This window comes from Pseudomonas sp. TZ252 (genome assembly GCF_056110345.1).
The window spans coordinates 3,225,234-3,245,800 of record NZ_CM148566.1 but is presented as its reverse complement, the minus strand read 5'-3'; the positions used below and the strand labels follow the sequence as shown (position 1 = coordinate 3,245,800).

Genomic DNA, 20,567 nt, shown 5'->3' with positions numbered 1-20,567 from the left:
CGCCCGCCAATGATAATAAATCTCATTTCCCAGCAATGGCAATCGACCGCATCCACGGAGATCGCATGACTTCCTCGCCCGTCACCCCATCGGCCGTCGACGACGCCCCCGACTGGCCCGCCGCCTTCGTCCGCCGCTATCTCGACGCCGGCCACTGGCAGGACCAGAACTTCGCCGAAGCCCTGGCCGCCAGCGCCGCGCGCCATCCGCGGCGGATCGCGCTCTGCGACGACGACCAGCGGCTCAGCTATGCCGACCTGCTCCAGCGCTGCCGCCGCCTGGCAGCCGGACTGCGCCAGGCCGGCCTCGCACATGGCGACACGGTAGTGCTGCACCTGCCCAACGGCATCGCCTTCGTCGAGACCTGCTTCGCCCTGTTCCAGCTCGGCGTACGCCCGGTGCTCGCCCTCCCCGCCCATCGCCAGCATGAGATCAGCGGTTTCTGTCGCTTCGCCGAGGCCAAGGCCTACATCGGCGCCGAACGGATCGACGGCTTCGACCCACGGCCGATGGCCCGTGAGCTGCTCGCCAGCGGCGCCTGCCAGATGGCGCTGATCCACGGCGAGGCCGAGGCGCCGCTGCAAGCGCTGGCACCGCTGTACCAGGCCGACGCGCTGGAAGACTGCGCCGCCCGCGCCGAGGATATCGCCTGCTTCCAGTTGTCCGGCGGCACCACCGGCACGCCGAAGCTGATTCCCCGGCGTCATCGCGAGTATCTCTACAACGTCCGCGCCAGCGCCGAGGTCTGCGGCTTCGACGAGCACACGGTGTACCTCACCGGCTTGCCGATGGCGCACAACTTCACTCTCTGCTGCCCCGGAGTGATCGGCACGCTGCTGGCCGGCGGCCGCGTGGTGGTCAGCCAGCGCGCCGATCCCGAGCATTGCTTCGCCCTGATCGCCCGTGAACGGGTCACCCACACCGCCCTGGTACCGCCGCTGGCGATGCTCTGGCTGGATGCCCAGGAAAGCCGCCGCGCCGATCTATCCAGCCTGCGTCTGCTCCAGGTCGGCGGCTCCAGGCTCGGCAGCAGTGCCGCGCAACGCGTCGAACCGGTGCTCGGCTGCCAGTTGCAACAGGTGCTGGGAATGGCCGAGGGGCTGATCTGCTACACCCGCCTGGACGATCCGCCCGAACGCGTGCTGCATACCCAGGGTCGGCCGCTGTCGCCGGACGACGAAGTGCGGGTGGTCGACGCCGAGGGCCGCGAGGTCGGCCCCGGCGAGGTGGGCGAACTGACCGTGCGCGGTCCCTACACCATCCGCGGCTACTACCGCCTGCCCGAACACAACGCCAAGGCCTTCAGCGCGGACGGCTTCTACCGCACCGGCGACCGGGTCAGCCGCGACAAGGACGGCTACCTGGTGGTGGAGGGCCGCGACAAGGACCAGATCAACCGCGGCGGCGAGAAGATCGCCGCGGAAGAGGTGGAGAACCTGCTGATAGCCCATCCGCAGGTGCACGACGCCACCGTCGTGGCGATGCCCGACAGCCTGCTCGGCGAGCGCACCTGCGCCTTCGTCATCCCGCGCCAGCCGGCGCCCTCGGCGCTGAAGCTGAAGCAATACCTGCACGCCTGCGGGCTGGCCGCGTTCAAGGTGCCGGACCGCATCGAGCTGGTCCCGGCCTTCCCCCAGACCGGCATCGGCAAGATCAGCAAGAAGGACCTGCGCGAGCGCCTGCGCCGCGAGCTGGAGGCCCGCGCATGAGCGCCGCCTGGGTCCGGCCGTTCCGCCTGACGCCGATGCCGCACCTGCGCCTGGCCTGCTTCCCCCATGCAGGCGGCAGCGCCAGCTTCTTCCGTAGCTGGAGCGAACGCCTGCCGCCAGACATCGACCTGCTTGCCCTGCAGTACCCGGGTCGCGAGGACCGCTTCAACGAGGCGCCGGCCACCCGCCTGGAGGACCTCGCCGACGGCGCCGCCCTCGCCCTGCGCGATTTCGCCGACGCGCCCCTGGCGCTGTTCGGCCACAGTCTCGGCGCGGCGCTGGCCTACGAAACCGCCCTGCGCCTGGAAAGCGCCGGCGCGCCGCTGCGCCACCTGTTCGTCTCCGCCCATCCGGCACCGCACCGGCAACGCGGCGGCGCGTTGCACCGCGGCGACGAGGCGGCGCTGCTGGAGGACGTCCGCCGCCAGGGTGGCGCCAGCGAGCTACTCGAGGACGCCGACCTGCGCGCGCTGTTCCTGCCGATCCTGCGCGCCGACTACCAGGCGATCGAGACCTACCGACGGGCGCAGCCCATCGCCCTGGCCTGCGCCCTCGACGTCCTCCTCGGCGAGCACGACGAGGAAGTCAGCGCCGCCGAGGCGCAGGCCTGGAGCGACGCCAGCCGGACTCCCGCCAGGCTGCGGCGCTTTCCTGGCGGCCACTTCTACCTGAGCGAGGGGCGCGACGCGGTGATCGAGCACCTGCTGCGCCGCCTCGCACATCCCGACGCCCTTTCCCGAGAGGTTGCATGATGAAAACTCCCGAAGACTGCACCGGCCTGGCGGACATCCGCGAGGCCATCGACCGGATCGACCTGGATATCGTCCAGGCCCTCGGCCGCCGCATGGACTACGTCAAGGCGGCGTCGCGCTTCAAGGCCAGCGAGGCGGCGATTCCGGCGCCCGAGCGGGTCGCCGCGATGCTCCCCGAGCGCGCCCGCTGGGCCGAGGAAAACGGACTCGACGCGCCCTTCGTCGAGGGACTGTTCGCGCAGATCATCCACTGGTACATCGCCGAGCAGATCAAGTACTGGCGCCAGACACGGGGTGCCGCATGAGCCGGCTGGCGCCCCTGAGCCAGTGCCTGCACGCCTTGCGCGGCACCTTCGAGCGCGCCATCGGCCAGGCGCAGGCGCTCGATCGTCCGGTGCTGGTGGCGGCATCGTTCGAGATCGACCCATTGGACCCGCTGCAGGTATTCGGTGCCTGGGACGACCGGCAAACGCCCTGCCTGTACTGGGAACAGCCCGAGCTGGCGTTCTTCGCCTGGGGCAGCGCCCTGGAGCTGCAAGGCCACGGCGAACAGCGCTTCGCCCGGATCGAGGAAAACTGGCAATTGCTCTGCGCCGACGCCGTGGTCGAGGGCCCGCTGGCGCCGCGCCTGTGCGGCGGATTCCGCTTCGATCCGCGCGGCCCGCGCGAGGAACACTGGCAAGCCTTCGCCGATGCCAGCCTGATGCTCGCCGGCATCACCGTGCTGCGCGAGGGCGAACGCTACCGGGTACTCTGCCAACACCTGGCCAAGCCCGGCGAAGATGCCCTGGCCCTGGCCGCCTACCACTGCTCGGCGCTACTGCGCCTGAGGCAGCCGGCCAGACGCCGGCCCTCGGGGCCGACCGCTGGCGCGCAGGGCGACGCTTCGGCGCAGGAGCGCAGGCAATGGGAAGCCAAGGTGAGCGACGCGGTAAGCAGTGTCCGCCAGGGACGCTTCGGCAAGGTCGTGCTGGCCCGCACCCAGGCCCGGCCTCTCGGCGACATCGAGCCGTGGCAGGTCATCGAACACCTGCGTCTGCAACATGCCGACGCCCAGCTGTTCGCCTGTCGCCGCGGCAACGCCTGCTTCCTCGGCGCCTCCCCGGAACGCCTGGTCCGCATTCGCGCCGGCGAGGCACTCACCCATGCCCTGGCCGGGACCATCGCCCGCGGCGGCGATGCCCAGGAAGATGCGCGGCTCGGACAGGCCCTGCTGGACAGCGCCAAGGACAGGCACGAACACCAGTTGGTGGTGGAGGCGATCCGTACGGCCCTGGAACCCTTCAGCGAGGTACTGGAAATCCCCGATGCGCCCGGCCTGAAACGACTGGCGCGAGTCCAGCACCTGAACACGCCGATCCGCGCCCGCCTCGCTGACGCAGGCGGCATCCTGCGGCTGCTGCAGGCGCTGCATCCGACCCCCGCGGTGGGCGGCTACCCACGCAGCGCGGCGCTGGACTACATCCGCCAGCACGAAGGGATGGACCGCGGCTGGTACGCCGCGCCGCTGGGCTGGCTCGACGGCGAAGGCAACGGCGATTTCCTGGTGGCGCTGCGCTCGGCCCTGCTCACGCCGGGCCGGGGCTACCTGTTCGCCGGCTGCGGTCTGGTAGGCGATTCGGAACCGGCCCACGAGTATCGCGAAACCTGCCTTAAGCTCAGTGCCATGCGGGAAGCTCTATCCGCCATAGGCGGCCTGGACGAAGTGCCCTTGCAGCGCGGCGTCGCCTGAAAACGAAGACCCCCTGCGGCCCGAGGGCGGCAGGGGGTCTTCGAAGGTCTGCCCGTGGCGCGGACGGGCCGCGCCGCAAGGGCGTCGCTTAGAACGGAATGTCGTCGTCGAAGCTGTCGTAGTCCTGGGCCGGTTGCGGCGCCGGTTGCTGCTGCGGGGCCGGACGCGACTGCTGCTGCGGGGCCTGCTGCGGGCGCTGCATGGGCTCGCGCGGGGCGCGCTGCGAATCGTCGCCGGAGGGGCGGCCGCCGAGCAACTGCATGTTGCCGTTGATGTCGACCACGATCTCGGTGGTGTAGCGATCCTGACCATCCTGGCCCTGCCACTTGCGGGTGCGCAGGCTGCCTTCGACGTAGACCTGGGAACCCTTGCGCAGGTACTCGCCGGCGATCTCCGCCAGGCGGCCGAAGAACACCACGCGGTGCCATTCGGTGCGCTCCTGTTGCTGGCCGGTCTGCTTGTCCTTCCAGCTCTCGCTGGTGGCGAGGGTGATGTTGGTCACCGCATTGCCGTTGGGCATGTAGCGGGTTTCCGGGTCACCACCGACGTTACCAACTAGAATGACTTTGTTAACCCCACGGGCCATGACGTTCTCCTAAGGTTCAGCATCCGCCCGGCGCGGCCTGGGCCAGGCGCTCGAGGGCGGTGCGATCCACTTGTTGGGTATCCACTTTGACATAGGCGGCGGCCTCCTCGGCCACCACCACGGCGTCTGCCACACCGGGCAACGCCCTGAATCGCTGGACCAGCACCGCGTCCTGCAGCGCGGCGGGCGCGAGCGGCAGGCGAATGCTGGTCACATAAGGCGGTTCGCGCATGGTAACAGCAATCGCCAGCCAGAGGGCAGCGAGCACCGCGCATCCGATGAACACCATGCTCAGCCCGCCGTGCTGGAACATCCAGCCGCCGAGGATGCCGCCCAGCGCCGCGCCGAGGAACTGGCTGGTGGAATACACCCCCATCGCCGTGCCCTTGCCGCCGGCCGGCGAGACCTTGCTGACCAGCGACGGCAGCGAGGCTTCGAGCAGGTTGAAGGCAGTGAAGAACACCACCGTGCCGACCACCAGCATGGCCAGGCTGTGACCGAAGACCAGGAAGAACAGTTCGCAGGCCAGCAGGGTCGCCACCGCGCCGGTCAGCACGCGCTTCATGCGACGCTTCTTCTCGGCGTAGATGATGAACGGCACCATGCCGAAGAAACCGACCAGCAGCGCGGTCAGGTAGACCCACCAGTGCTGCTCCTTGGGCAGGCCCCCCTCGTGCACCAGTGCCAGCGGCAAGGCGACGAAGCTGGCCATGAGGATGGCGTGGAGGATCAGGATGCCGGCGTCCAGGCGCAGCAGGTCGCCGTGCTTCAGGGTCGGCAGCAGGGCCTGGCGCGCCACGCTGGATTCGCGGTGCTGGGTCATGTGGTCCGGCTGCGGGACGAAGAACAGGATCAGCAGCAGGCCGACCAGCGCCATCCCGGCGGTGAACCAGAACAGCCCATGCAGGCCGAACAGATGGGTCAGCACCGGGCCGAGCACCATGGCCACGGCGAAGGAGACGCCGATGCTCATGCCGATCATCGCCATCGCCTTGGTCCGGTGCTGCTCGCGGGTGAGGTCGGAGAGCAGCGCCATCACCGCCGCCGAGATCGCCCCGGCGCCCTGCAGGACGCGGCCGGCGATCACCCCCCAGATGGAGTCGGCATTGGCCGCGAGGGCCGCGCCGGCGGCGAAGATCAGCAGCCCGACGACGATCACCGGGCGCCGGCCGATGCGGTCGGAAATGGTCCCGAAGGGAATCTGCAGGATCGCCTGGGTCAGGCCATAGGCGCCGATGGCCAGGCCGATCAGCGCCGGGGTCGCGCCGGCCAGGTCCTGGCCGTAGGTGGCCAGCACCGGCAGGACCATGAACATGCCGAGCATGCGGAAGGCGAATACCAGTGACAGCCCGACGGCCGCTCGCGTTTCGGTACCGCTCATCCGCTCAGTATGTGAGTCGTGCATAACACCCTCATGGAAGAAACCGCTGCAGGGCAAGGCCTCATGCCCCTGCCGATGGCGCCGCCGCCCGCTCCTGGGCGGCCGGGGCAATGCCCGCGCCGGAAAAATGCCGCGCATTCTACCAGTCCGCCCCCTCGCGGCACAGGCGCGCCACTTTGCCGCGCGCTAGCGGCCAGCCGTATAATCAGCGGTTTTCGCCCGCCATGCGAGGCCGCTGTGGATAAGATCCTGATTCGTGGGGCGCGTACCCACAACCTGAAGAACGTCGACCTCACACTGCCACGCGACAAACTGATCGTGATCACCGGTCTTTCCGGTTCCGGCAAGTCTTCCCTGGCTTTCGACACGCTCTATGCGGAAGGCCAGCGGCGCTACGTGGAATCCCTCTCGGCCTACGCCCGGCAGTTCCTGTCGATGATGGAGAAGCCGGACGTGGACACCATCGAAGGGCTGTCGCCGGCGATTTCCATCGAACAGAAGTCCACTTCCCACAACCCACGCTCCACCGTGGGTACGATCACCGAGATCTACGACTACCTGCGCCTGCTTTATGCCCGCGTCGGTACCCCGCGCTGCCCGGACCACGACATCCCGCTGGAGGCGCAGACCGTCAGCCAGATGGTCGACCAGGTCCTGGCCCTGCCGGAAGGCAGCAAGCTGATGCTGCTGGCGCCGGTGATCCGCGAGCGCAAGGGCGAGCACCTGGCGGTGTTCGACGAGATGCGCGCGCAGGGCTTCGTCCGCGCCCGGGTCGACGGCAAGCTCTACGAACTCGACGAAGTGCCGAAGCTGGATAAGCAGAAGAAGCACAGCATCGATGTGGTGGTGGACCGCTTCAAGGTTCGCGCGGACCTCCAGCAACGCCTGGCCGAGTCGTTCGAGACCGCCCTGTCCCTGGCCGACGGTATCGCCCTGGTAGCACCGATGGACGAGGACGAGGATGTCGAGGAGATCATCTTCTCGGCGCGCTTCGCCTGCCCGGTCTGCGGCCACTCTATCAGCGAGCTGGAACCCAAGCTGTTCTCCTTCAACAACCCGGCCGGCGCCTGTCCGACCTGCGACGGCCTCGGCGTGAAGCAATTCTTCGACGCGCGCCGGGTGGTCAACGGCGAGTTGACCCTGGCCGAGGGCGCGATCCGCGGCTGGGACCGGCGCAACGTCTATTACTTCCAGATGCTCGGTTCGCTGGCCCAGCATTACGGCTTCAGCCTGGAAGAACCCTTCGACGAACTCGGCGCCGAACACCAGAAGGTGGTGCTCTACGGCTCCGGCCGGGAAAACGTCGACTTCCGCTATCTCAACGACCGCGGCGACATCGTCAAGCGTTCGCACCCCTTCGAAGGCATCCTGCCGAACCTTGAGCGGCGCTACCGCGAGACCGAGTCGGCCACGGTCCGCGAGGAGCTGGCCAAGTTCCTCAGCACCCAGCCCTGCCCGGATTGCCACGGTACCCGCCTGCGCCGCGAGGCGCGGCATGTGTGGGTCGGCGACCGGACGCTGCCGGCGATCACCGCGATGCCGGTCGGCGAAGCCTGCGAGTATGCCGCCGGACTGAGCCTGACCGGCCGCCGTGGCGAGATCGCGGCGAAGATCCTCAAGGAAATCCGCGACCGCCTGCAATTCCTGGTCAACGTCGGCCTCGACTACCTGACCCTCGACCGCAGCGCCGACACCCTGTCCGGCGGCGAAGCCCAGCGCATCCGCCTGGCCAGCCAGATCGGCGCCGGCCTGGTGGGAGTGATGTACATCCTCGACGAACCCTCGATCGGCCTGCACCAACGCGACAACGAGCGCCTGCTCGGCACCCTCACCCACCTGCGCAACCTCGGCAACACGGTGATCGTGGTCGAGCACGACGAGGACGCGATCCGACTCGCCGACTACGTCGTCGACATCGGTCCGGGCGCCGGCGTGCACGGCGGCCAGGTAGTGGCGGAAGGTACGCCCGACCAGGTGATGAACCACCCCGACTCGCTGACCGGCAAGTACCTTTCCGGGCGCAAGAAAATCGCGGTTCCGGCCAAGCGCACCCCGCGCGACAAGAAGAAGCTGCTGAAGCTGAAAGGCGCCCGCGGCAACAACCTGCAGAACGTCAACCTGGAAATCCCGGTCGGCCTGTTCACCTGCATCACCGGGGTCTCGGGCTCCGGCAAGTCGACGCTGATCAACAACACCCTGTTCCCGATCACCGCCACCGCGCTGAACGGCGCGACTACCCTGGAAGTGGCGCCGTACGACTCGTTCGACGGCCTGCAGCACCTGGACAAGGTGGTCGACATCGACCAGAGCCCGATCGGTCGTACCCCGCGCTCCAACCCGGCGACCTATACCGGCCTGTTCACGCCGATCCGCGAACTGTTTTCCGGCGTGCCGGAGGCCCGCTCGCGCGGCTACGGTCCCGGCCGCTTCTCGTTCAACGTCAAGGGCGGCCGTTGCGAGGCCTGCCAGGGCGACGGCGTGATCAAGGTGGAGATGCACTTCCTGCCGGATATCTACGTTCCCTGCGATGTCTGCAAGGGCAAGCGCTACAACCGCGAGACCCTGGAGATCCGCTACAAGGGCAAGAGCATCCACGAGGTGCTGGAGATGACCATCGAGGAAGCCCGCGAGTTCTTCGACGCCGTCCCCGCCCTGGCGCGCAAGCTGCAGACGCTGATGGACGTCGGCCTGTCCTACATCAAGCTGGGCCAGAGCGCGACCACCCTCTCGGGCGGCGAGGCGCAGCGGGTCAAGCTGTCCCGCGAGCTGTCCAAGCGCGATACCGGCAAGACCCTGTACATCCTCGACGAACCGACCACCGGCCTGCATTTCGCCGACATCCAGCAACTGCTCGACGTGCTCCACCGCCTGCGCGACCACGGCAACACCGTGGTGGTGATCGAGCACAACCTGGACGTGATCAAGACCGCCGACTGGCTGGTCGACCTCGGCCCCGAGGGCGGCTCCAAGGGTGGCCAGATCATCGCCAACGGCACGCCAGAGCAGGTGGCCGAGATGTCCCAGTCGCACACCGGCCACTTCCTCAAGCCGTTGCTGGAACGCGATCGCGCCTGATTGCCGGGCGCTCATGAAAAAGCCCCTGCGGCCGTGAGGCGCAGGGGCTTTTTCGTATCCGCGGGTAGGGTCAGATCTGCGACTGCAGGTAGTTCTCCAGGCCCATCCTGGCGATCAGGCCAAGCTGTTGCTCCAACCAGTAGGCGTGGTCTTCCTCGGTGTCGGCCAACTGGGCCTTGAGGATGTCGCGGCTGACGAAGTCCTTATGCTGCTCGCAGAGGGCGATGCCCTTGGCCAGCGCGGCGCGGACATGGCGCTCGAGCTTGAGGTCGGCCTCGAGCATCTCCGGCACCGTGGTGCCCGGGTGGATATCGTCGGGACGCATGCGCGGCGTACCTTCGAGCAGGAGGATACGGCGCAGCAGGGCGTCGGCGTGCTGGGTCTCCTCCTCCATCTCGTGGTTGAGGCGCTCGTAGAGCTTGCTGAAGCCCCAGTCCTCGTACATGCGCGAGTGGATGAAGTACTGGTCGCGCGCGGCCAGCTCGCCGGTCAGCAGCGTGTTGAGGTAATCGATGACTTCCGGATGGCCTTGCATCGGGGGGCTCTCCCTGGAGAAAACTAGGAATCTAGCCGCATATGCTCCCGGCTCCGCCTGATCCGGGTCAAGCCAATGCAGATAAAAAAGCCCCCTTCCTAGGAAGGGGGCCGGGGGCCTCATCAGGCCATCAGTCCAGCTTCAGGCCGAGGGCGTCGGCGACGCCTTTGCCGTAGGCCGGATCGACCTTGAGGAACAGGCCGATCTGGCGACGCTGGATCTGTTCCGGTACATCGCGGATGTCTTCGGCGATGTTGGCGAACAGCCGCTGCTTCTGCTCGTCGGTGAACAGATGGAACAGCGCGGCGGGCTGGCTGTAGTAGTCGTCGTCCACCCGGTGGTTCCAGTGGTCCGCCGCGCCCTCCAGGCTCAGCGGCGGCTCGGAGAAGTCAGGCTGCTCCTGCCACTGGTTGAAGCTGTTCGGCTCGTAGGTGACGCGCTGATGGGCGTTGTTGCCGTCCACCCGCATGCCGCCATCGCGGTGGTAGACCTGGTGCGGGCAACGCGCGGCGTTCACCGGGATCTGGTGGTGGTTGACGCCCAGGCGATAGCGATGGGCGTCGCCGTAGGAGAACAGACGGCCCTGGAGCATCTTGTCCGGCGAGAAACCGATACCGGGCACCACGTTGGCCGGCGTGAAAGCGGCCTGCTCGACCTCGGCGAAGTAGTTGTCCGGGTTACGGTTCAGCTCGAAGAAGCCCACTTCGATCAACGGGTAGTCACCGTGGGGCCAGACCTTGGTCAGGTCGAACGGGTTGTAGCGATAGGTGGCCGCTTCCTTCTCGGGCATGATCTGCACGTACATCTTCCAGCGCGGGAAGTCGCCTTTCTCGATGCTCTCGTACAAGTCGCGCTGCGAACTCTCGCGGTCCTGGGCGATCACTTCGGCAGCCTCGGCGTTGGTCAGGTTCTCGATGCCCTGTTGGGTCTTGAAGTGGAACTTGACCCAGAAGCGCTCGTTGTTCGCATTGATGAAGCTGAAGGTATGGCTGCCGAAACCATGGATGTGCCGATAGCTCTTCGGCAGACCGCGGTCGCTGAAGTCGATGGTCAACTGATGCAGCGACTCGGGGAGGTGAGAGAAAAAGTCCCACTTGAAGGTCGCATTGCGCAGGTTGGTGCGCGGGTCACGCTTCACCACGTGGTTGAGATCGGGGAACTTGAGCGGGTCGCGCAGATAGAACACCGGGGTGTTGTTGCCGACCAGGTCCCAGTTGCCCTGCTCGGTGTAGAAACGCATGGAGAAGCCGCGGATGTCTCGCTCGGCATCCGCCGCGCCACGCTCACCGGCGACGGTGGAGAAGCGCAGGAACATATCGGTCTTCTTGCCGACCTGGGAGAAGATCTTCGCCCGGGTGTAGGGGGTGATGTCATGGGTGACGGTGAAGGTGCCGTAGGCCGCGGAGCCTTTCGCATGCATGCGTCGCTCGGGGATCACTTCGCGATCGAAGTGGGCGAGCTTCTCGAGGAACCACACGTCCTGCAGCAACATCGGGCCACGCGGACCGGCGGTCTGCACGTTCTGGTTATCGACCACCGGTGCGCCAGCGGCAGTGGTCAGGCGGGTCTTCTCTTCCATTTACTCTCTCCTCAACGGCTAACGTGCTATGAAGCGAAGCGGCTACACGGAAATCATCAGCGTGGACCAGGGATTGGCGGAGGACAACCTGTCGGCTGAACCAAGCGCCCTTTGCATTGATCTCGCTTATCCGAACGTAGCTTTTCGTAAAAGCAGGTTAAGGATGAATGACAGCCCTCCCACAATCCAATTTATTAAAGACAGCGAGCCGATAGATAAAAACTTTAAGGCAGGTAATAAAAAAACCGGGCCTGGGCCCGGTTTCTTGTGCAGCAGATGCCTTATTCGGCAGCTTCTACGACTTCACCGCCGACAGGACGATCAACCAGCTCGACGTACGCCATGGGGGCGTTGTCGCCAGCGCGGAAACCGCACTTCAGGATGCGCAGGTAGCCGCCCGGACGGTTGGCGTAGCGCTTGCCCAGGTCGTTGAACAGCTTGCCAACGGCAGCTTTCGAACGGGTACGGTCGAAAGCCAGGCGACGGTTGGCGACGCTGTCTTCCTTGGCCAGGGTGATCAGCGGCTCGGCAACGCGACGCAGTTCCTTGGCCTTGGGCAGGGTGGTTTTGATCAGTTCGTGTTCGAACAGCGACACCGCCATGTTCTGGAACATAGCCTTGCGGTGCGCGCTGGTGCGGCTCAGGTGACGACCACTTTTACGATGGCGCATGGTTCAATTCCTTTCCAAACTTTACGTTCGGTAGTTACGACGATCAGGCAGTGGCCTTGTCGTCTTTCTTAAGACTTGCCGGCGGCCAGTTATCGAGGCGCATACCGAGGGACAGACCACGGGAAGCCAGAACGTCCTTGATTTCGGTCAGGGACTTCTTGCCCAGGTTCGGCGTTTTCAACAGCTCCACTTCGGTGCGCTGGATCAGGTCACCGATGTAGTAGATGTTTTCCGCCTTCAGGCAGTTGGCCGAACGTACGGTCAGTTCCAGGTCATCGACCGGGCGCAGGAGGATCGGATCGATCTCGTCTTCCTGCTCTTCAACGACGGGTTCGCTGTCGCCCTTGAGGTCCACGAACGCTGCCAGCTGCTGTTGCAGGATGGTAGCGGCGCGACGGATAGCCTCTTCGGGATCCAGGGTGCCGTTGGTTTCCAGGTCCAGGACCAGTTTGTCCAGGTTGGTGCGCTGCTCGACACGGGCGTTTTCCACCACGTAGGAGACACGACGGACCGGGCTGAACGATGCGTCGAGCTGCAGACGGCCGATGCTGCGGCTTTCGTCTTCATCGCTCTGACGTGCGTCGGCAGGCTCGTAGCCACGGCCACGAGCTACCTTCAGCTTCATGTTCAGCGCGCCGTTGTCTGCCAGGTTGGCGATAACGTGGTCACCGTTGATGATCTCAACATCGTGATCCAGCTGAATATCGGCAGCAGTCACAACACCCGAGCCCTTCTTAGCCAGGGTCAGCGTCACTTCATCACGACCGTGCAGCTTGATGGCCAGACCTTTCAGGTTCAGCAGGATCTCGATTACATCTTCCTGCACACCTTCGATCGCCGAGTACTCGTGGAGTACGCCGTCGATCTCGGCCTCGACCACTGCGCAGCCAGGCATGGAGGACAACAGGATGCGACGCAGCGCGTTGCCCAGGGTGTGACCAAAACCACGCTCGAGAGGCTCGAGCGTGATCTTGGCGCGGGTTTGACTGACCACCTGCACATCGATATGGCGGGGGGTCAGGAACTCATTTACCGAACTCTGCATGGATGCACCTATTTTCTAGCCCTTACTTGGAGTAGAGCTCGACAATCAGGTTTTCGTTGATATCAGCGGACAGGTCGCTGCGAGCCGGAGCACTCTTGAAGGTACCAGCCTTCTTGTCGAGGTCGACTTCGACCCACTCGACGCGACCGCGCTGGCCACAGAGTTCCAGAGCCTGAGCGATACGCAGCTGGTTCTTCGATTTTTCGCGAACAGCTACGACGTCACCGGCCTTCACTTGGTAGGAAGGGATGTTGACGGTCTGACCGTTGACGGTGATGGCCTTGTGGGATACCAGCTGGCGGGATTCCGAACGAGTGGAACCGAAGCCCATGCGGTATACGACGTTGTCCAGGCGGCACTCGAGCAGTTGCAGCAGGTTCTCACCGGTAGAACCCTTGCGACGGGAAGCTTCCTGGTAGTAACCGCGGAACTGACGCTCCAGCACGCCGTAGATGCGACGTACTTTCTGCTTTTCACGCAGCTGCAGACCGTAGTCGGACAGACGGCCACGACGCTGGCCATGCTGGCCAGGAACGTTTTCAGCCTTGCACTTCGAGTCGAGGGCGCGGGCGCCGCTCTTCAGGAACAGGTCGGTGCCTTCACGGCGAGACAGTTTGCACTTGGGACCAATGTAACGAGCCATTTCTCACTGTCTCCTATTACACGCGACGCTTTTTCGGCGGACGGCAGCCGTTATGCGGGATCGGGGTTACGTCGGTGATGCTGGCGATCTTGTAGCCGCAAGCATTCAGAGCGCGAACGGCGGACTCGCGGCCCGGGCCCGGGCCCTTGACGTTGACGTCCAGGTTCTTCAGACCGTATTCCAGGGCAGCCTGGCCGGCACGCTCGGCCGCTACCTGGGCAGCGAACGGGGTGCTCTTACGCGAGCCGCGGAAACCGGAACCACCGGAGGTCGCCCAGGACAGTGCGTTGCCCTGACGGTCGGTGATGGTCACGATGGTGTTGTTGAAAGACGCGTGGATGTGGGCGATCCCATCGACCACTGTCTTTTTGACTTTCTTACGGGGACGAGCAGCAGGTTTTGCCATGACTAGATTCCTACGCGATTACTTGCGGATCGGCTTACGCGGGCCCTTGCGGGTACGCGCGTTGGTCTTGGTACGCTGACCGCGAACCGGCAGACCGCGACGATGACGCAGACCGCGGTAGCAACCGAGGTCCATCAGACGCTTGATGTTCATGTTGATTTCGCGACGCAGGTCACCTTCGGTGGTGATCTTCGCGACTTCGTTACGCAGCTGATCGATCTGCTCGTCGCTCAGGTCCTTGATCTTGGCAGCCGGGTTTACGCCGGTGGCTGCGCAGATGCTCTGAGCAGTAGTGCGACCAACACCATAGATGTAGGTCAGCGAGATAACAGTGTGCTTGTTATCCGGAATGTTGACGCCTGCAATACGGGCCATTCAGAAAAACTCCAATTGACAGCTACCCTGCGCCCAGGAAGCCAAGAAAGGGCGCGGATATTAGCGCTGTAATAGCAAATAATCAACCCGGCAGCACACTAGCTGCCGGGTTATCACGCGTGGATCACAATCAGCCTTGGCGCTGCTTGTGACGCGGTTCCGCGCTGCAGATCACCCGCACGATGCCATCGCGACGGATGATTTTGCAGTTACGGCACAGCTTCTTGACCGATGCACGAACTTTCATCACCAACTCCTCGAACCTTACGGGTCTATCAGCGCAGCATGCCGCTGCCGTAGCCCTTCAGGTTGGCTTTCTTCATCAGGGATTCATACTGGTGAGAAACGAGGTGAGATTGCACCTGGGCCATAAAGTCCATGACAACCACGACCACGATCAACAGCGAGGTCCCGCCAAGATAGAACGGCACGTGCGCCGCAACCACCAGGAACTGGGGCAGCAGGCAGACAGCCGTCATGTACAGAGCACCGAACATGGTCAAACGGGTCAGCACGCCATCGATGTAGCGAGCGGACTGTTCGCCCGGACGGATGCCCGGAATAAATGCACCGGACTTCTTGAGGTTCTCCGCCACGTCCTTCGGGTTGAACATCAGCGCTGTATAGAAGAAGCAGAAGAAAACGATCCCTGCAGTGAACAGCAAGATGTTCAGCGGCTGCCCCGGAGCGATCGCTTGCGCGACGTCCTGCAACCAACCCAAGCCTTCCGACTGACCGAACCAGGAGCCCAGGGACGCCGGGAACAGCAGGATACTGCTGGCGAAAATCGCGGGAATCACACCCGCCATGTTCACCTTCAACGGCAGATGGCTGGTCTGCGCTGCAAACACCTTGCGGCCTTGCTGGCGCTTGGCGTAATGCACCGCGATGCGACGCTGGCCACGCTCGATGAACACCACGAACGCGATGATCGCCACGGCCAGCAGGCCGACGCCGATCAGGGCGAAGATGTTGATGTCACCTTGACGGGCAGACTCGAAAGACTGACCGATGGCGCGCGGCAGGCCTGCAACGATACCAGCGAAGATCAACATCGAGATGCCGTTGCCGACACCGCGCTCGGTGATCTGCTCGCCCAGCCACATCATGAACATGGCACCAGCCACGAAGGTGGTGACAGCCACGAAGTAGAAGCCGAAGTCGTTGGAGAAGGCTACGCCCTGGCTGCCCAGGCCAACGGACATGCCGATGGCCTGGACCAGTGCCAGGACTACAGTACCGTAGCGGGTGTACTGGCTGATCTTGCGACGCCCAGACTCACCCTCTTTCTTCAACTGCTCCAGCTGCGGGCTGATAGCGGTCATGAGCTGCATGATGATCGATGCCGAGATGTACGGCATGATCCCCAGTGCAAAGATACTCATGCGCTCCAGCGCGCCGCCGGAAAACATGTTGAAGAGGCTAAGAATGGTCCCCTCGTTCTGCCGGAACAGTGCCGCCAAGCGATCGGGGTTGATGCCCGGAACTGGGATGTGCGCGCCGATCCGATAGACGATGATCGCCAGGAACAGGAAACGCAGACGTGCCCAGAGCTCGGACAGACCGCCGTTGCTTAGCGCAGAGAGAGCACCTTGCTTAGCCATTTAGTCCTCGAATTTACCGCCAGCTGCTTCGATAGCCGCACGCGCACCCTTGGTGGCGGCGATACCTTTCAGGGTGACCGCACGACCAACTTCGCCGGACAGCATGACTTTGACGCGCTGTACGTGCTGGTTGATCAGGTTGGCATCCTTCAGGGTCTGCAGGCTGACGACGTCGCCTTCGACCTTGGCCAGCTCGGAGGTGCGTACTTCAGCACGATCCATGGCCTTCAGGGAAACGAAGCCGAACTTCGGCAGGCGACGGTGCAGAGGCTGTTGACCACCCTCGAAGCCCGGAGCGACCTTACCACCGGAGCGGGAGGTCAGACCTTTGTGACCACGGCCACCGGTCTTGCCCAGACCGCTACCGATGCCACGGCCCGGACGGTGCTTTTCGCGACGGGCACCCGGCGCGGAACGCAGATCGTTCAGTTGCATGGATTAACCCTCCACACGCAGCAGGTAGTAGGCCTTGTTGATCATGCCGCGGTTCTCAGGAGTGTCCTGAACTTCGACGGTATGATTGATGCGACGCAGGCCGAGACCCTTGACGCAAGCCTTGTGGTTGGCCAGACGGCCGTTCAGGCTCTTGACCAGAGTGACTTTGACAGTTGCCATGGTTAGAGAATCTCCTCGACGCTCTTGCCACGCTTGGCCGCTACTGCTTCCGGAGCCTGCATGTTCTTCAGGCCCTTGAAGGTGGCATAAACCACGTTCACCGGATTGGTGGAGCCATAGCACTTGGCCAGGACGTTCTGCACACCAGCCACTTCCAGAACGGCACGCATGGCGCCGCCGGCGATGATGCCGGTACCTTCCGAAGCCGGCTGCATGTACACCTTGGAGGCGCCATGGGCGGACTTGGTCGGATACTGCAGGGTGGTGCCGTTCAGATCGACTTGGATCATGTTGCGGCGAGCGGCTTCCATTGCTTTCTGGATGGCGGCCGGCACTTCACGCGCCTTGCCACGACCGAAACCAACGCGACCCTTGCCATCACCCACCACGGTCAGTGCGGTGAAAGCGAAGATACGGCCACCTTTTACGGTTTTGGCGACGCGGTTAACCTGAACCAGCTTCTCGATGTAGCCTTCGTCGCGCTTTTGCTCGTTGTTTGCCATAACTTAGAACTCCAGTCCGCCTTCACGAGCGGCATCAGCCAGCGCTTTCACACGGCCGTGGTACTTGAAGCCAGAACGATCGAACGCCACCTGGGTGACGCCGGCCGCTTTGGCGCGCTCGGCGACCAGTTGACCAACTTTCTTGGCTGCATCGATGTTGCCGGTGGCACCTTCGCGCAGGTCTTTGTCCAGGGTCGAGGCGCTGGCCAGGACCTTGCCGCCGTCGGCCGCAATGACCTGGGCGTAAATGTGCTGGGAAGAGCGGTACACGCAGAGGCGTACGGTTTCCAGCTCGCGCATCTTCAGGCGTGCCTTGCGAGCGCGACGCAGACGGGTTTCTTTCTTGACGCTCATTTGCTATGCCCTACTTCTTCTTGGCTTCTTTACGACGGACGACTTCGTCGGCGTAACGCACGCCCTTGCCTTTGTAAGGCTCCGGCGGACGGAAGTCGCGAATTTCGGCAGCAACCTGACCGACCAGCTGCTTGTCGATACCCTTGATCAAGATATCGGTCTGGCTGGGGGTCTCAGCGACGATGCCGGCCGGCAGTTCGTAATCAACCGGATGGGAGAAGCCGAGGGACAGGGACAGCACTTGGCCCTTGGCCTGCGCTTTGTAACCAACGCCGACCAGCTGGAGCTTGCGCTCGAAGCCCTGGCTGACGCCGACTACCATGTTGTTCACCAGAGCACGGGTGGTACCAGCCATGGCGCGAGTCTGCTGGTCGCCGTTACGCGCAGCAAAACGCAGCTCACCGCTGTCCTGGATCACTTCGACCGAAGGATGGACCTTGAGCTCCAGAGCACCTTTGGCGCCCTTGATGGACAGTTGCTGACCAGCCAGTTTGATTTCAACGCCGGCAGGCAGCTTGACGGGGTTCTTAGCAACGCGAGACATGCTGATTCCCCTTAGAACACAGTGCAGAGCACTTCGCCGCCAACACCAGCAGCACGGGCAGCACGATCGGTCATCACACCTTTGTTGGTGGAGACGATCGACACACCGAGGCCGCCACGAACTTTCGGCAGTTGCTCAACGGATTTGTACTGACGCAGGCCAGGACGGCTGATGCGCTTGACCTCTTCGATGACAGGCTTGCCTTCGAAGTACTTCAGTTCGATGGACAGCTGGGGTTTTACTTCCGAGCTGATCTGGAAATCCGCAATATAGCCTTCGTCCTTCAGGACTTTGGCTACCGCCGCTTTCAGTTTCGAGGACGGCATGCTTACGACGGTCTTTTCAGCCATCTGGGCATTACGGATGCGAGTTAGCATGTCTGCTAACGGGTCCTGCATACTCATGGGCTTAACGCTCCTGATACAAAAGAATAAGCCTTCAACTTCAATTCGCCCATAAACGCCAGGCGAAACAAACCCAGGCTCAGGGGAGCCGGGTATTCTAGAGATCACGCCAAAACGAATCAAGCCCCATGAGGGGCTTGATTCGATGTCGCGATCAACGGTGCCGACTGGCGACACCGTTCGCTGCGATTACCAGCTGGCTTTCACCAGACCCGGTACGTCGCCGCGCATGGCGGCTTCGCGCAGCTTGTTACGGCTCAGGCCGAACTTGCGGTAGAAGCCGTGCGGACGACCGGTCAGGCGGCAACGGTTACGCAGGCGGCTGGCGCTGGCGTCACGCGGTTGCTTCTGCAGGGCGACCTGGGCATTCCAACGCTCTTCCGCAGAGGAGTTCGGATTAGCGATGATCGCTTTCAGCTCGGCACGCTTCTTGGCGTACTTGGCTACCGTCAGCTGACGCTTCAGCTCGCGGTTCTTCATGCTCTCTTTAGCCATGTTCCTACTCCAATCAGTTACGGAACGGGAATTTGAAAGCACGCAGCAGGGCGCGACCTTCGTCATCCGTACGAGCGGTGGTGGTCAGGGTGATGTCCAGGCCACGCAGCGCATCGATCTTGTCGTAATCGATTTCCGGGAAGATGATCTGCTCTTTCACGCCCATGCTGTAGTTGCCGCGACCATCGAAGGACTTGGCATTCAGGCCGCGGAAGTCACGCACGCGCGGCAGGGAGATGGACAGCAGACGATCCAGGAACTCGTACATCCGGTCGCTACGCAGGGTGACCTTGACGCCGATCGGCCAGCCTTCACGGATCTTGAAGCCTGCGATGGACTTACGAGCGTAAGTCACGACCGGCTTCTGACCAGTGATCTTTTCCAGATCGGCTACGGCGTTCTCGATGATCTTCTTGTCACCGACCGCCTCGCCAAGACCCATGTTCAGGGTGATTTTGGTAACGCGCGGAACTTCCATCACGTTCGCCAGCTGAAGCTCTTCTTTCAGCTTGGGCGCGATTTCCTTCCGATAAATTTCTTTCAATCGTGCCATGGTGATCTACCTAGCAGCCTCAAGCCTGAACCGGTTTCTGGGTCGACTTGAAGACACGAATTTTCTTACCGTCTTCTACCTTGAAGCCAACGCGGTCAGCCTTGCTGGTTTCAGTATTGAAGATGGCGACGTTGGAGACGTGCAGAGGCGCCTCCTTCTCGACGATACCGCCCTGTTGGCCGAGCATCGGATTGGGCTTGGTGTGGCGCTTGATCAGGTTCACCCCGCCGACGACCAGACGGTCGTCAGCGAGAACCTTCAGCACCTTGCCACGCTTGCCCTTGTCCTTGCCGGCAATGACGATTACTTCGTCGTCACGACGAATCTTTTGCATGACGGCTACTCCTTACAGCACTTCGGGGGCGAGCGAGACGATCTTCATGAACTTCTCGGTACGGAGTTCACGAGTCACTGGCCCAAAGATACGGGTGCCGATCGGCTCCTGCTTGTTGTTCAGCAGGACGGCGGCGTTGCCGTCGAAGCGGATGATGGAACCGTCGGTACGACGTACGCCGTGCTTGGTGCGAACGACCACGGCAGTCATGACCTGGCCCTTCTTCACTTTGCCGCGCGGAATCGCTTCCTTGACGGTGACCTTGATGATGTCGCCGATGCCGGCGTAACGGCGGTGGGAACCGCCGAGCACCTTGATGCACATCACACGACGCGCGCCGCTGTTGTCAGCGACATCGAGCATGGATTGAGTCTGAATCATATAATTTCTCCGACCCCTAGTCCTTAGACTTCCACCGCGCGTTCAACGATATCAACCAGGGTCCAGGCCTTGGTCTTGGCCAGCGGACGGGTTTCGCGAATGGTGACCAGGTCACCAATGCGGCACTGATTGGATTCGTCGTGTGCGTGCAGTTTGGTCGAACGCTTGACGTATTTGCCGTAAATCGGGTGCTTGACGCGACGCTCGATCAGTACGGTGACGGTCTTGTCCATTTTGTCGCTGACGACGCGGCCGGTCAGCGTACGGACGGTTTTCTGAGCTTCAGCCATG

27 protein-coding genes are annotated in these 20,567 nt (G+C 63.5%); 5 read left to right on the top strand and 22 right to left on the bottom strand.

Annotated features, from left to right (window positions below; all coding sequences use genetic code 11):
• Positions 1-65: 65 nt before the first annotated feature.
• The 4 genes from pchD to pchA are packed head-to-tail and all read left to right on the top strand — an operon-like array spanning position 66 to position 4,193.
• Positions 66-1,709 carry a pyochelin biosynthesis salicyl-AMP ligase PchD gene (gene pchD / locus ACYAF3_RS15085; protein WP_015649689.1) on the top strand — a complete coding sequence of 548 codons (1,644 nt, stop codon included), beginning with the start codon at positions 66-68 and terminating at the stop codon, positions 1,707-1,709.
• Positions 1,706-2,461, top strand: coding sequence for a pyochelin biosynthesis editing thioesterase PchC (gene pchC / locus ACYAF3_RS15080; protein WP_003118153.1), 756 nt, complete (start codon positions 1,706-1,708; stop codon positions 2,459-2,461). The genes pchD and pchC overlap by 4 nt, the downstream gene beginning before the upstream one ends.
• The gene (gene pchB, locus ACYAF3_RS15075; protein WP_003106950.1) at positions 2,461-2,766 is read left to right on the top strand and encodes an isochorismate lyase PchB; all 306 of its coding nucleotides are present in this window, start codon (positions 2,461-2,463) and stop codon (positions 2,764-2,766) included. Before pchC ends, pchB begins: the two co-directional genes overlap by 1 nt.
• Positions 2,763-4,193 carry an isochorismate synthase PchA gene (gene pchA / locus ACYAF3_RS15070; protein WP_003118152.1) on the top strand — a complete coding sequence of 477 codons (1,431 nt, stop codon included), beginning with the start codon at positions 2,763-2,765 and terminating at the stop codon, positions 4,191-4,193. The genes pchB and pchA overlap by 4 nt, the downstream gene beginning before the upstream one ends.
• Before the next feature lie 88 nt (positions 4,194-4,281).
• On the opposite strand, the gene ssb is transcribed toward pchA, so the two are convergent.
• Positions 4,282-4,779, bottom strand: a complete 498-nt coding sequence (gene ssb, locus ACYAF3_RS15065; protein WP_003114685.1) for a single-stranded DNA-binding protein — start codon at positions 4,777-4,779, stop codon at positions 4,282-4,284.
• 16 nt (positions 4,780-4,795) lie between these two features.
• The gene (locus ACYAF3_RS15060; protein ID WP_003103910.1) at positions 4,796-6,184 is read right to left on the bottom strand and encodes an MFS transporter; all 1,389 of its coding nucleotides are present in this window, start codon (positions 6,182-6,184) and stop codon (positions 4,796-4,798) included.
• A 213-nt stretch (positions 6,185-6,397) separates the two neighbouring features.
• On the opposite strand from ACYAF3_RS15060, the gene uvrA reads away from it, so the two are divergent.
• Complete coding sequence (gene uvrA / locus ACYAF3_RS15055; RefSeq protein WP_003118151.1) at positions 6,398-9,235, top strand: excinuclease ABC subunit UvrA; 2,838 nt, start codon at positions 6,398-6,400, stop codon at positions 9,233-9,235.
• 70 nt (positions 9,236-9,305) lie between these two features.
• Here uvrA and bfr read toward each other — a convergent pair whose 3' ends face one another.
• The 20 genes from bfr to rpsQ all read right to left on the bottom strand — a co-directional run bounded on the left by bfr (position 9,306) and on the right by rpsQ (position 20,566).
• On the bottom strand, positions 9,306-9,770 hold the full coding sequence (gene bfr / locus ACYAF3_RS15050) for a bacterioferritin (protein ID WP_003093668.1): 465 nt from the start codon (positions 9,768-9,770) through the stop codon (positions 9,306-9,308).
• A 130-nt stretch (positions 9,771-9,900) separates the two neighbouring features.
• The gene (katA, locus tag ACYAF3_RS15045) at positions 9,901-11,349 is read right to left on the bottom strand and encodes a catalase KatA (protein WP_003103909.1); all 1,449 of its coding nucleotides are present in this window, start codon (positions 11,347-11,349) and stop codon (positions 9,901-9,903) included.
• Positions 11,350-11,630: 281 nt separating this feature from the next.
• On the bottom strand, positions 11,631-12,020 hold the full coding sequence (rplQ, locus tag ACYAF3_RS15040; RefSeq protein WP_003093672.1) for a 50S ribosomal protein L17: 390 nt from the start codon (positions 12,018-12,020) through the stop codon (positions 11,631-11,633).
• A 43-nt stretch (positions 12,021-12,063) separates the two neighbouring features.
• On the bottom strand, positions 12,064-13,065 hold the full coding sequence (locus tag ACYAF3_RS15035; protein WP_003093675.1) for a DNA-directed RNA polymerase subunit alpha: 1,002 nt from the start codon (positions 13,063-13,065) through the stop codon (positions 12,064-12,066).
• 22 nt (positions 13,066-13,087) lie between these two features.
• A complete protein-coding gene (rpsD, locus tag ACYAF3_RS15030; RefSeq protein WP_003093678.1) occupies positions 13,088-13,708 on the bottom strand; it encodes a 30S ribosomal protein S4 in 621 nt (206 codons plus the stop codon).
• Between the two features lie 16 nt (positions 13,709-13,724).
• Positions 13,725-14,114: a 30S ribosomal protein S11 gene (gene rpsK, locus ACYAF3_RS15025; RefSeq protein ID WP_003093689.1), complete on the bottom strand. Its 390-nt coding sequence runs from the start codon at positions 14,112-14,114 to the stop codon at positions 13,725-13,727.
• Between the two features lie 18 nt (positions 14,115-14,132).
• Complete coding sequence (gene rpsM, locus ACYAF3_RS15020; protein ID WP_003093692.1) at positions 14,133-14,489, bottom strand: 30S ribosomal protein S13; 357 nt, start codon at positions 14,487-14,489, stop codon at positions 14,133-14,135.
• A 130-nt stretch (positions 14,490-14,619) separates the two neighbouring features.
• Complete coding sequence (gene rpmJ / locus ACYAF3_RS15015) at positions 14,620-14,736, bottom strand: 50S ribosomal protein L36 (RefSeq protein WP_003093693.1); 117 nt, start codon at positions 14,734-14,736, stop codon at positions 14,620-14,622.
• Between the two features lie 28 nt (positions 14,737-14,764).
• Positions 14,765-16,093 carry a preprotein translocase subunit SecY gene (gene secY, locus ACYAF3_RS15010; protein ID WP_003093694.1) on the bottom strand — a complete coding sequence of 443 codons (1,329 nt, stop codon included), beginning with the start codon at positions 16,091-16,093 and terminating at the stop codon, positions 14,765-14,767.
• Positions 16,094-16,528 carry a 50S ribosomal protein L15 gene (gene rplO / locus ACYAF3_RS15005; RefSeq protein ID WP_003093695.1) on the bottom strand — a complete coding sequence of 145 codons (435 nt, stop codon included), beginning with the start codon at positions 16,526-16,528 and terminating at the stop codon, positions 16,094-16,096. It lies immediately after the preceding gene.
• Positions 16,529-16,531: 3 nt separating this feature from the next.
• Positions 16,532-16,708 carry a 50S ribosomal protein L30 gene (rpmD, locus tag ACYAF3_RS15000; protein ID WP_003093696.1) on the bottom strand — a complete coding sequence of 59 codons (177 nt, stop codon included), beginning with the start codon at positions 16,706-16,708 and terminating at the stop codon, positions 16,532-16,534.
• A gap of 2 nt (positions 16,709-16,710) precedes the next feature.
• Complete coding sequence (rpsE, locus tag ACYAF3_RS14995; protein ID WP_003093697.1) at positions 16,711-17,211, bottom strand: 30S ribosomal protein S5; 501 nt, start codon at positions 17,209-17,211, stop codon at positions 16,711-16,713.
• Between the two features lie 3 nt (positions 17,212-17,214).
• Positions 17,215-17,565, bottom strand: coding sequence for a 50S ribosomal protein L18 (gene rplR, locus ACYAF3_RS14990; protein WP_003093698.1), 351 nt, complete (start codon positions 17,563-17,565; stop codon positions 17,215-17,217).
• 10 nt (positions 17,566-17,575) lie between these two features.
• Complete coding sequence (gene rplF / locus ACYAF3_RS14985) at positions 17,576-18,109, bottom strand: 50S ribosomal protein L6 (protein WP_003093699.1); 534 nt, start codon at positions 18,107-18,109, stop codon at positions 17,576-17,578.
• A gap of 11 nt (positions 18,110-18,120) precedes the next feature.
• A complete protein-coding gene (rpsH, locus tag ACYAF3_RS14980; RefSeq protein WP_003093700.1) occupies positions 18,121-18,513 on the bottom strand; it encodes a 30S ribosomal protein S8 in 393 nt (130 codons plus the stop codon).
• A 189-nt stretch (positions 18,514-18,702) separates the two neighbouring features.
• Positions 18,703-19,008, bottom strand: coding sequence for a 30S ribosomal protein S14 (gene rpsN, locus ACYAF3_RS14975; protein ID WP_003093701.1), 306 nt, complete (start codon positions 19,006-19,008; stop codon positions 18,703-18,705).
• A 13-nt stretch (positions 19,009-19,021) separates the two neighbouring features.
• Complete coding sequence (rplE, locus tag ACYAF3_RS14970) at positions 19,022-19,561, bottom strand: 50S ribosomal protein L5 (protein WP_003093703.1); 540 nt, start codon at positions 19,559-19,561, stop codon at positions 19,022-19,024.
• Positions 19,562-19,580: 19 nt separating this feature from the next.
• Entirely contained in the window at positions 19,581-19,895 is a 315-nt protein-coding gene (gene rplX / locus ACYAF3_RS14965; RefSeq protein WP_003093711.1) for a 50S ribosomal protein L24, read from the bottom strand.
• Positions 19,896-19,907: 12 nt separating this feature from the next.
• Positions 19,908-20,276: a 50S ribosomal protein L14 gene (rplN, locus tag ACYAF3_RS14960; protein WP_003093714.1), complete on the bottom strand. Its 369-nt coding sequence runs from the start codon at positions 20,274-20,276 to the stop codon at positions 19,908-19,910.
• Between the two features lie 23 nt (positions 20,277-20,299).
• Positions 20,300-20,566 carry a 30S ribosomal protein S17 gene (gene rpsQ, locus ACYAF3_RS14955; RefSeq protein ID WP_003093717.1) on the bottom strand — a complete coding sequence of 89 codons (267 nt, stop codon included), beginning with the start codon at positions 20,564-20,566 and terminating at the stop codon, positions 20,300-20,302.
• Position 20,567 lies beyond the last annotated feature (1 nt).

Excerpts from the sequence above, each read along its gene's own strand:
- pchD (WP_015649689.1), top strand. The coding sequence starts at position 66 with ATGACTTCCTCGCCCGTCACCCCATCGGCCGTCGACGACGCCCCCGAC.
- pchC (WP_003118153.1), top strand. The coding sequence starts at position 1,706 with ATGAGCGCCGCCTGGGTCCGGCCGTTCCGCCTGACGCCGATGCCGCAC.
- pchB (WP_003106950.1), top strand. The coding sequence starts at position 2,461 with ATGAAAACTCCCGAAGACTGCACCGGCCTGGCGGACATCCGCGAGGCC.
- pchA (WP_003118152.1), top strand. The coding sequence starts at position 2,763 with ATGAGCCGGCTGGCGCCCCTGAGCCAGTGCCTGCACGCCTTGCGCGGC.
- ssb (WP_003114685.1), bottom strand. The coding sequence starts at position 4,779 with ATGGCCCGTGGGGTTAACAAAGTCATTCTAGTTGGTAACGTCGGTGGT.
- ACYAF3_RS15060 (WP_003103910.1), bottom strand. The coding sequence starts at position 6,184 with ATGCACGACTCACATACTGAGCGGATGAGCGGTACCGAAACGCGAGCG.
- bfr (WP_003093668.1), bottom strand. The coding sequence starts at position 9,770 with ATGCAAGGCCATCCGGAAGTCATCGATTACCTCAACACGCTGCTGACC.
- katA (WP_003103909.1), bottom strand. The coding sequence starts at position 11,349 with ATGGAAGAGAAGACCCGCCTGACCACTGCCGCTGGCGCACCGGTGGTC.
- rplQ (WP_003093672.1), bottom strand. The coding sequence starts at position 12,020 with ATGCGCCATCGTAAAAGTGGTCGTCACCTGAGCCGCACCAGCGCGCAC.
- ACYAF3_RS15035 (WP_003093675.1), bottom strand. The coding sequence starts at position 13,065 with ATGCAGAGTTCGGTAAATGAGTTCCTGACCCCCCGCCATATCGATGTG.
- rpsD (WP_003093678.1), bottom strand. The coding sequence starts at position 13,708 with ATGGCTCGTTACATTGGTCCCAAGTGCAAACTGTCTCGCCGTGAAGGC.
- rpsK (WP_003093689.1), bottom strand. The coding sequence starts at position 14,114 with ATGGCAAAACCTGCTGCTCGTCCCCGTAAGAAAGTCAAAAAGACAGTG.
- rpsM (WP_003093692.1), bottom strand. The coding sequence starts at position 14,489 with ATGGCCCGTATTGCAGGCGTCAACATTCCGGATAACAAGCACACTGTT.
- rpmJ (WP_003093693.1), bottom strand. The coding sequence starts at position 14,736 with ATGAAAGTTCGTGCATCGGTCAAGAAGCTGTGCCGTAACTGCAAAATC.
- secY (WP_003093694.1), bottom strand. The coding sequence starts at position 16,093 with ATGGCTAAGCAAGGTGCTCTCTCTGCGCTAAGCAACGGCGGTCTGTCC.
- rplO (WP_003093695.1), bottom strand. The coding sequence starts at position 16,528 with ATGCAACTGAACGATCTGCGTTCCGCGCCGGGTGCCCGTCGCGAAAAG.
- rpmD (WP_003093696.1), bottom strand. The coding sequence starts at position 16,708 with ATGGCAACTGTCAAAGTCACTCTGGTCAAGAGCCTGAACGGCCGTCTG.
- rpsE (WP_003093697.1), bottom strand. The coding sequence starts at position 17,211 with ATGGCAAACAACGAGCAAAAGCGCGACGAAGGCTACATCGAGAAGCTG.
- rplR (WP_003093698.1), bottom strand. The coding sequence starts at position 17,565 with ATGAGCGTCAAGAAAGAAACCCGTCTGCGTCGCGCTCGCAAGGCACGC.
- rplF (WP_003093699.1), bottom strand. The coding sequence starts at position 18,109 with ATGTCTCGCGTTGCTAAGAACCCCGTCAAGCTGCCTGCCGGCGTTGAA.
- rpsH (WP_003093700.1), bottom strand. The coding sequence starts at position 18,513 with ATGAGTATGCAGGACCCGTTAGCAGACATGCTAACTCGCATCCGTAAT.
- rpsN (WP_003093701.1), bottom strand. The coding sequence starts at position 19,008 with ATGGCTAAAGAGAGCATGAAGAACCGCGAGCTGAAGCGTCAGCTGACG.
- rplE (WP_003093703.1), bottom strand. The coding sequence starts at position 19,561 with ATGGCACGATTGAAAGAAATTTATCGGAAGGAAATCGCGCCCAAGCTG.
- rplX (WP_003093711.1), bottom strand. The coding sequence starts at position 19,895 with ATGCAAAAGATTCGTCGTGACGACGAAGTAATCGTCATTGCCGGCAAG.
- rplN (WP_003093714.1), bottom strand. The coding sequence starts at position 20,276 with ATGATTCAGACTCAATCCATGCTCGATGTCGCTGACAACAGCGGCGCG.
- rpsQ (WP_003093717.1), bottom strand. The coding sequence starts at position 20,566 with ATGGCTGAAGCTCAGAAAACCGTCCGTACGCTGACCGGCCGCGTCGTC.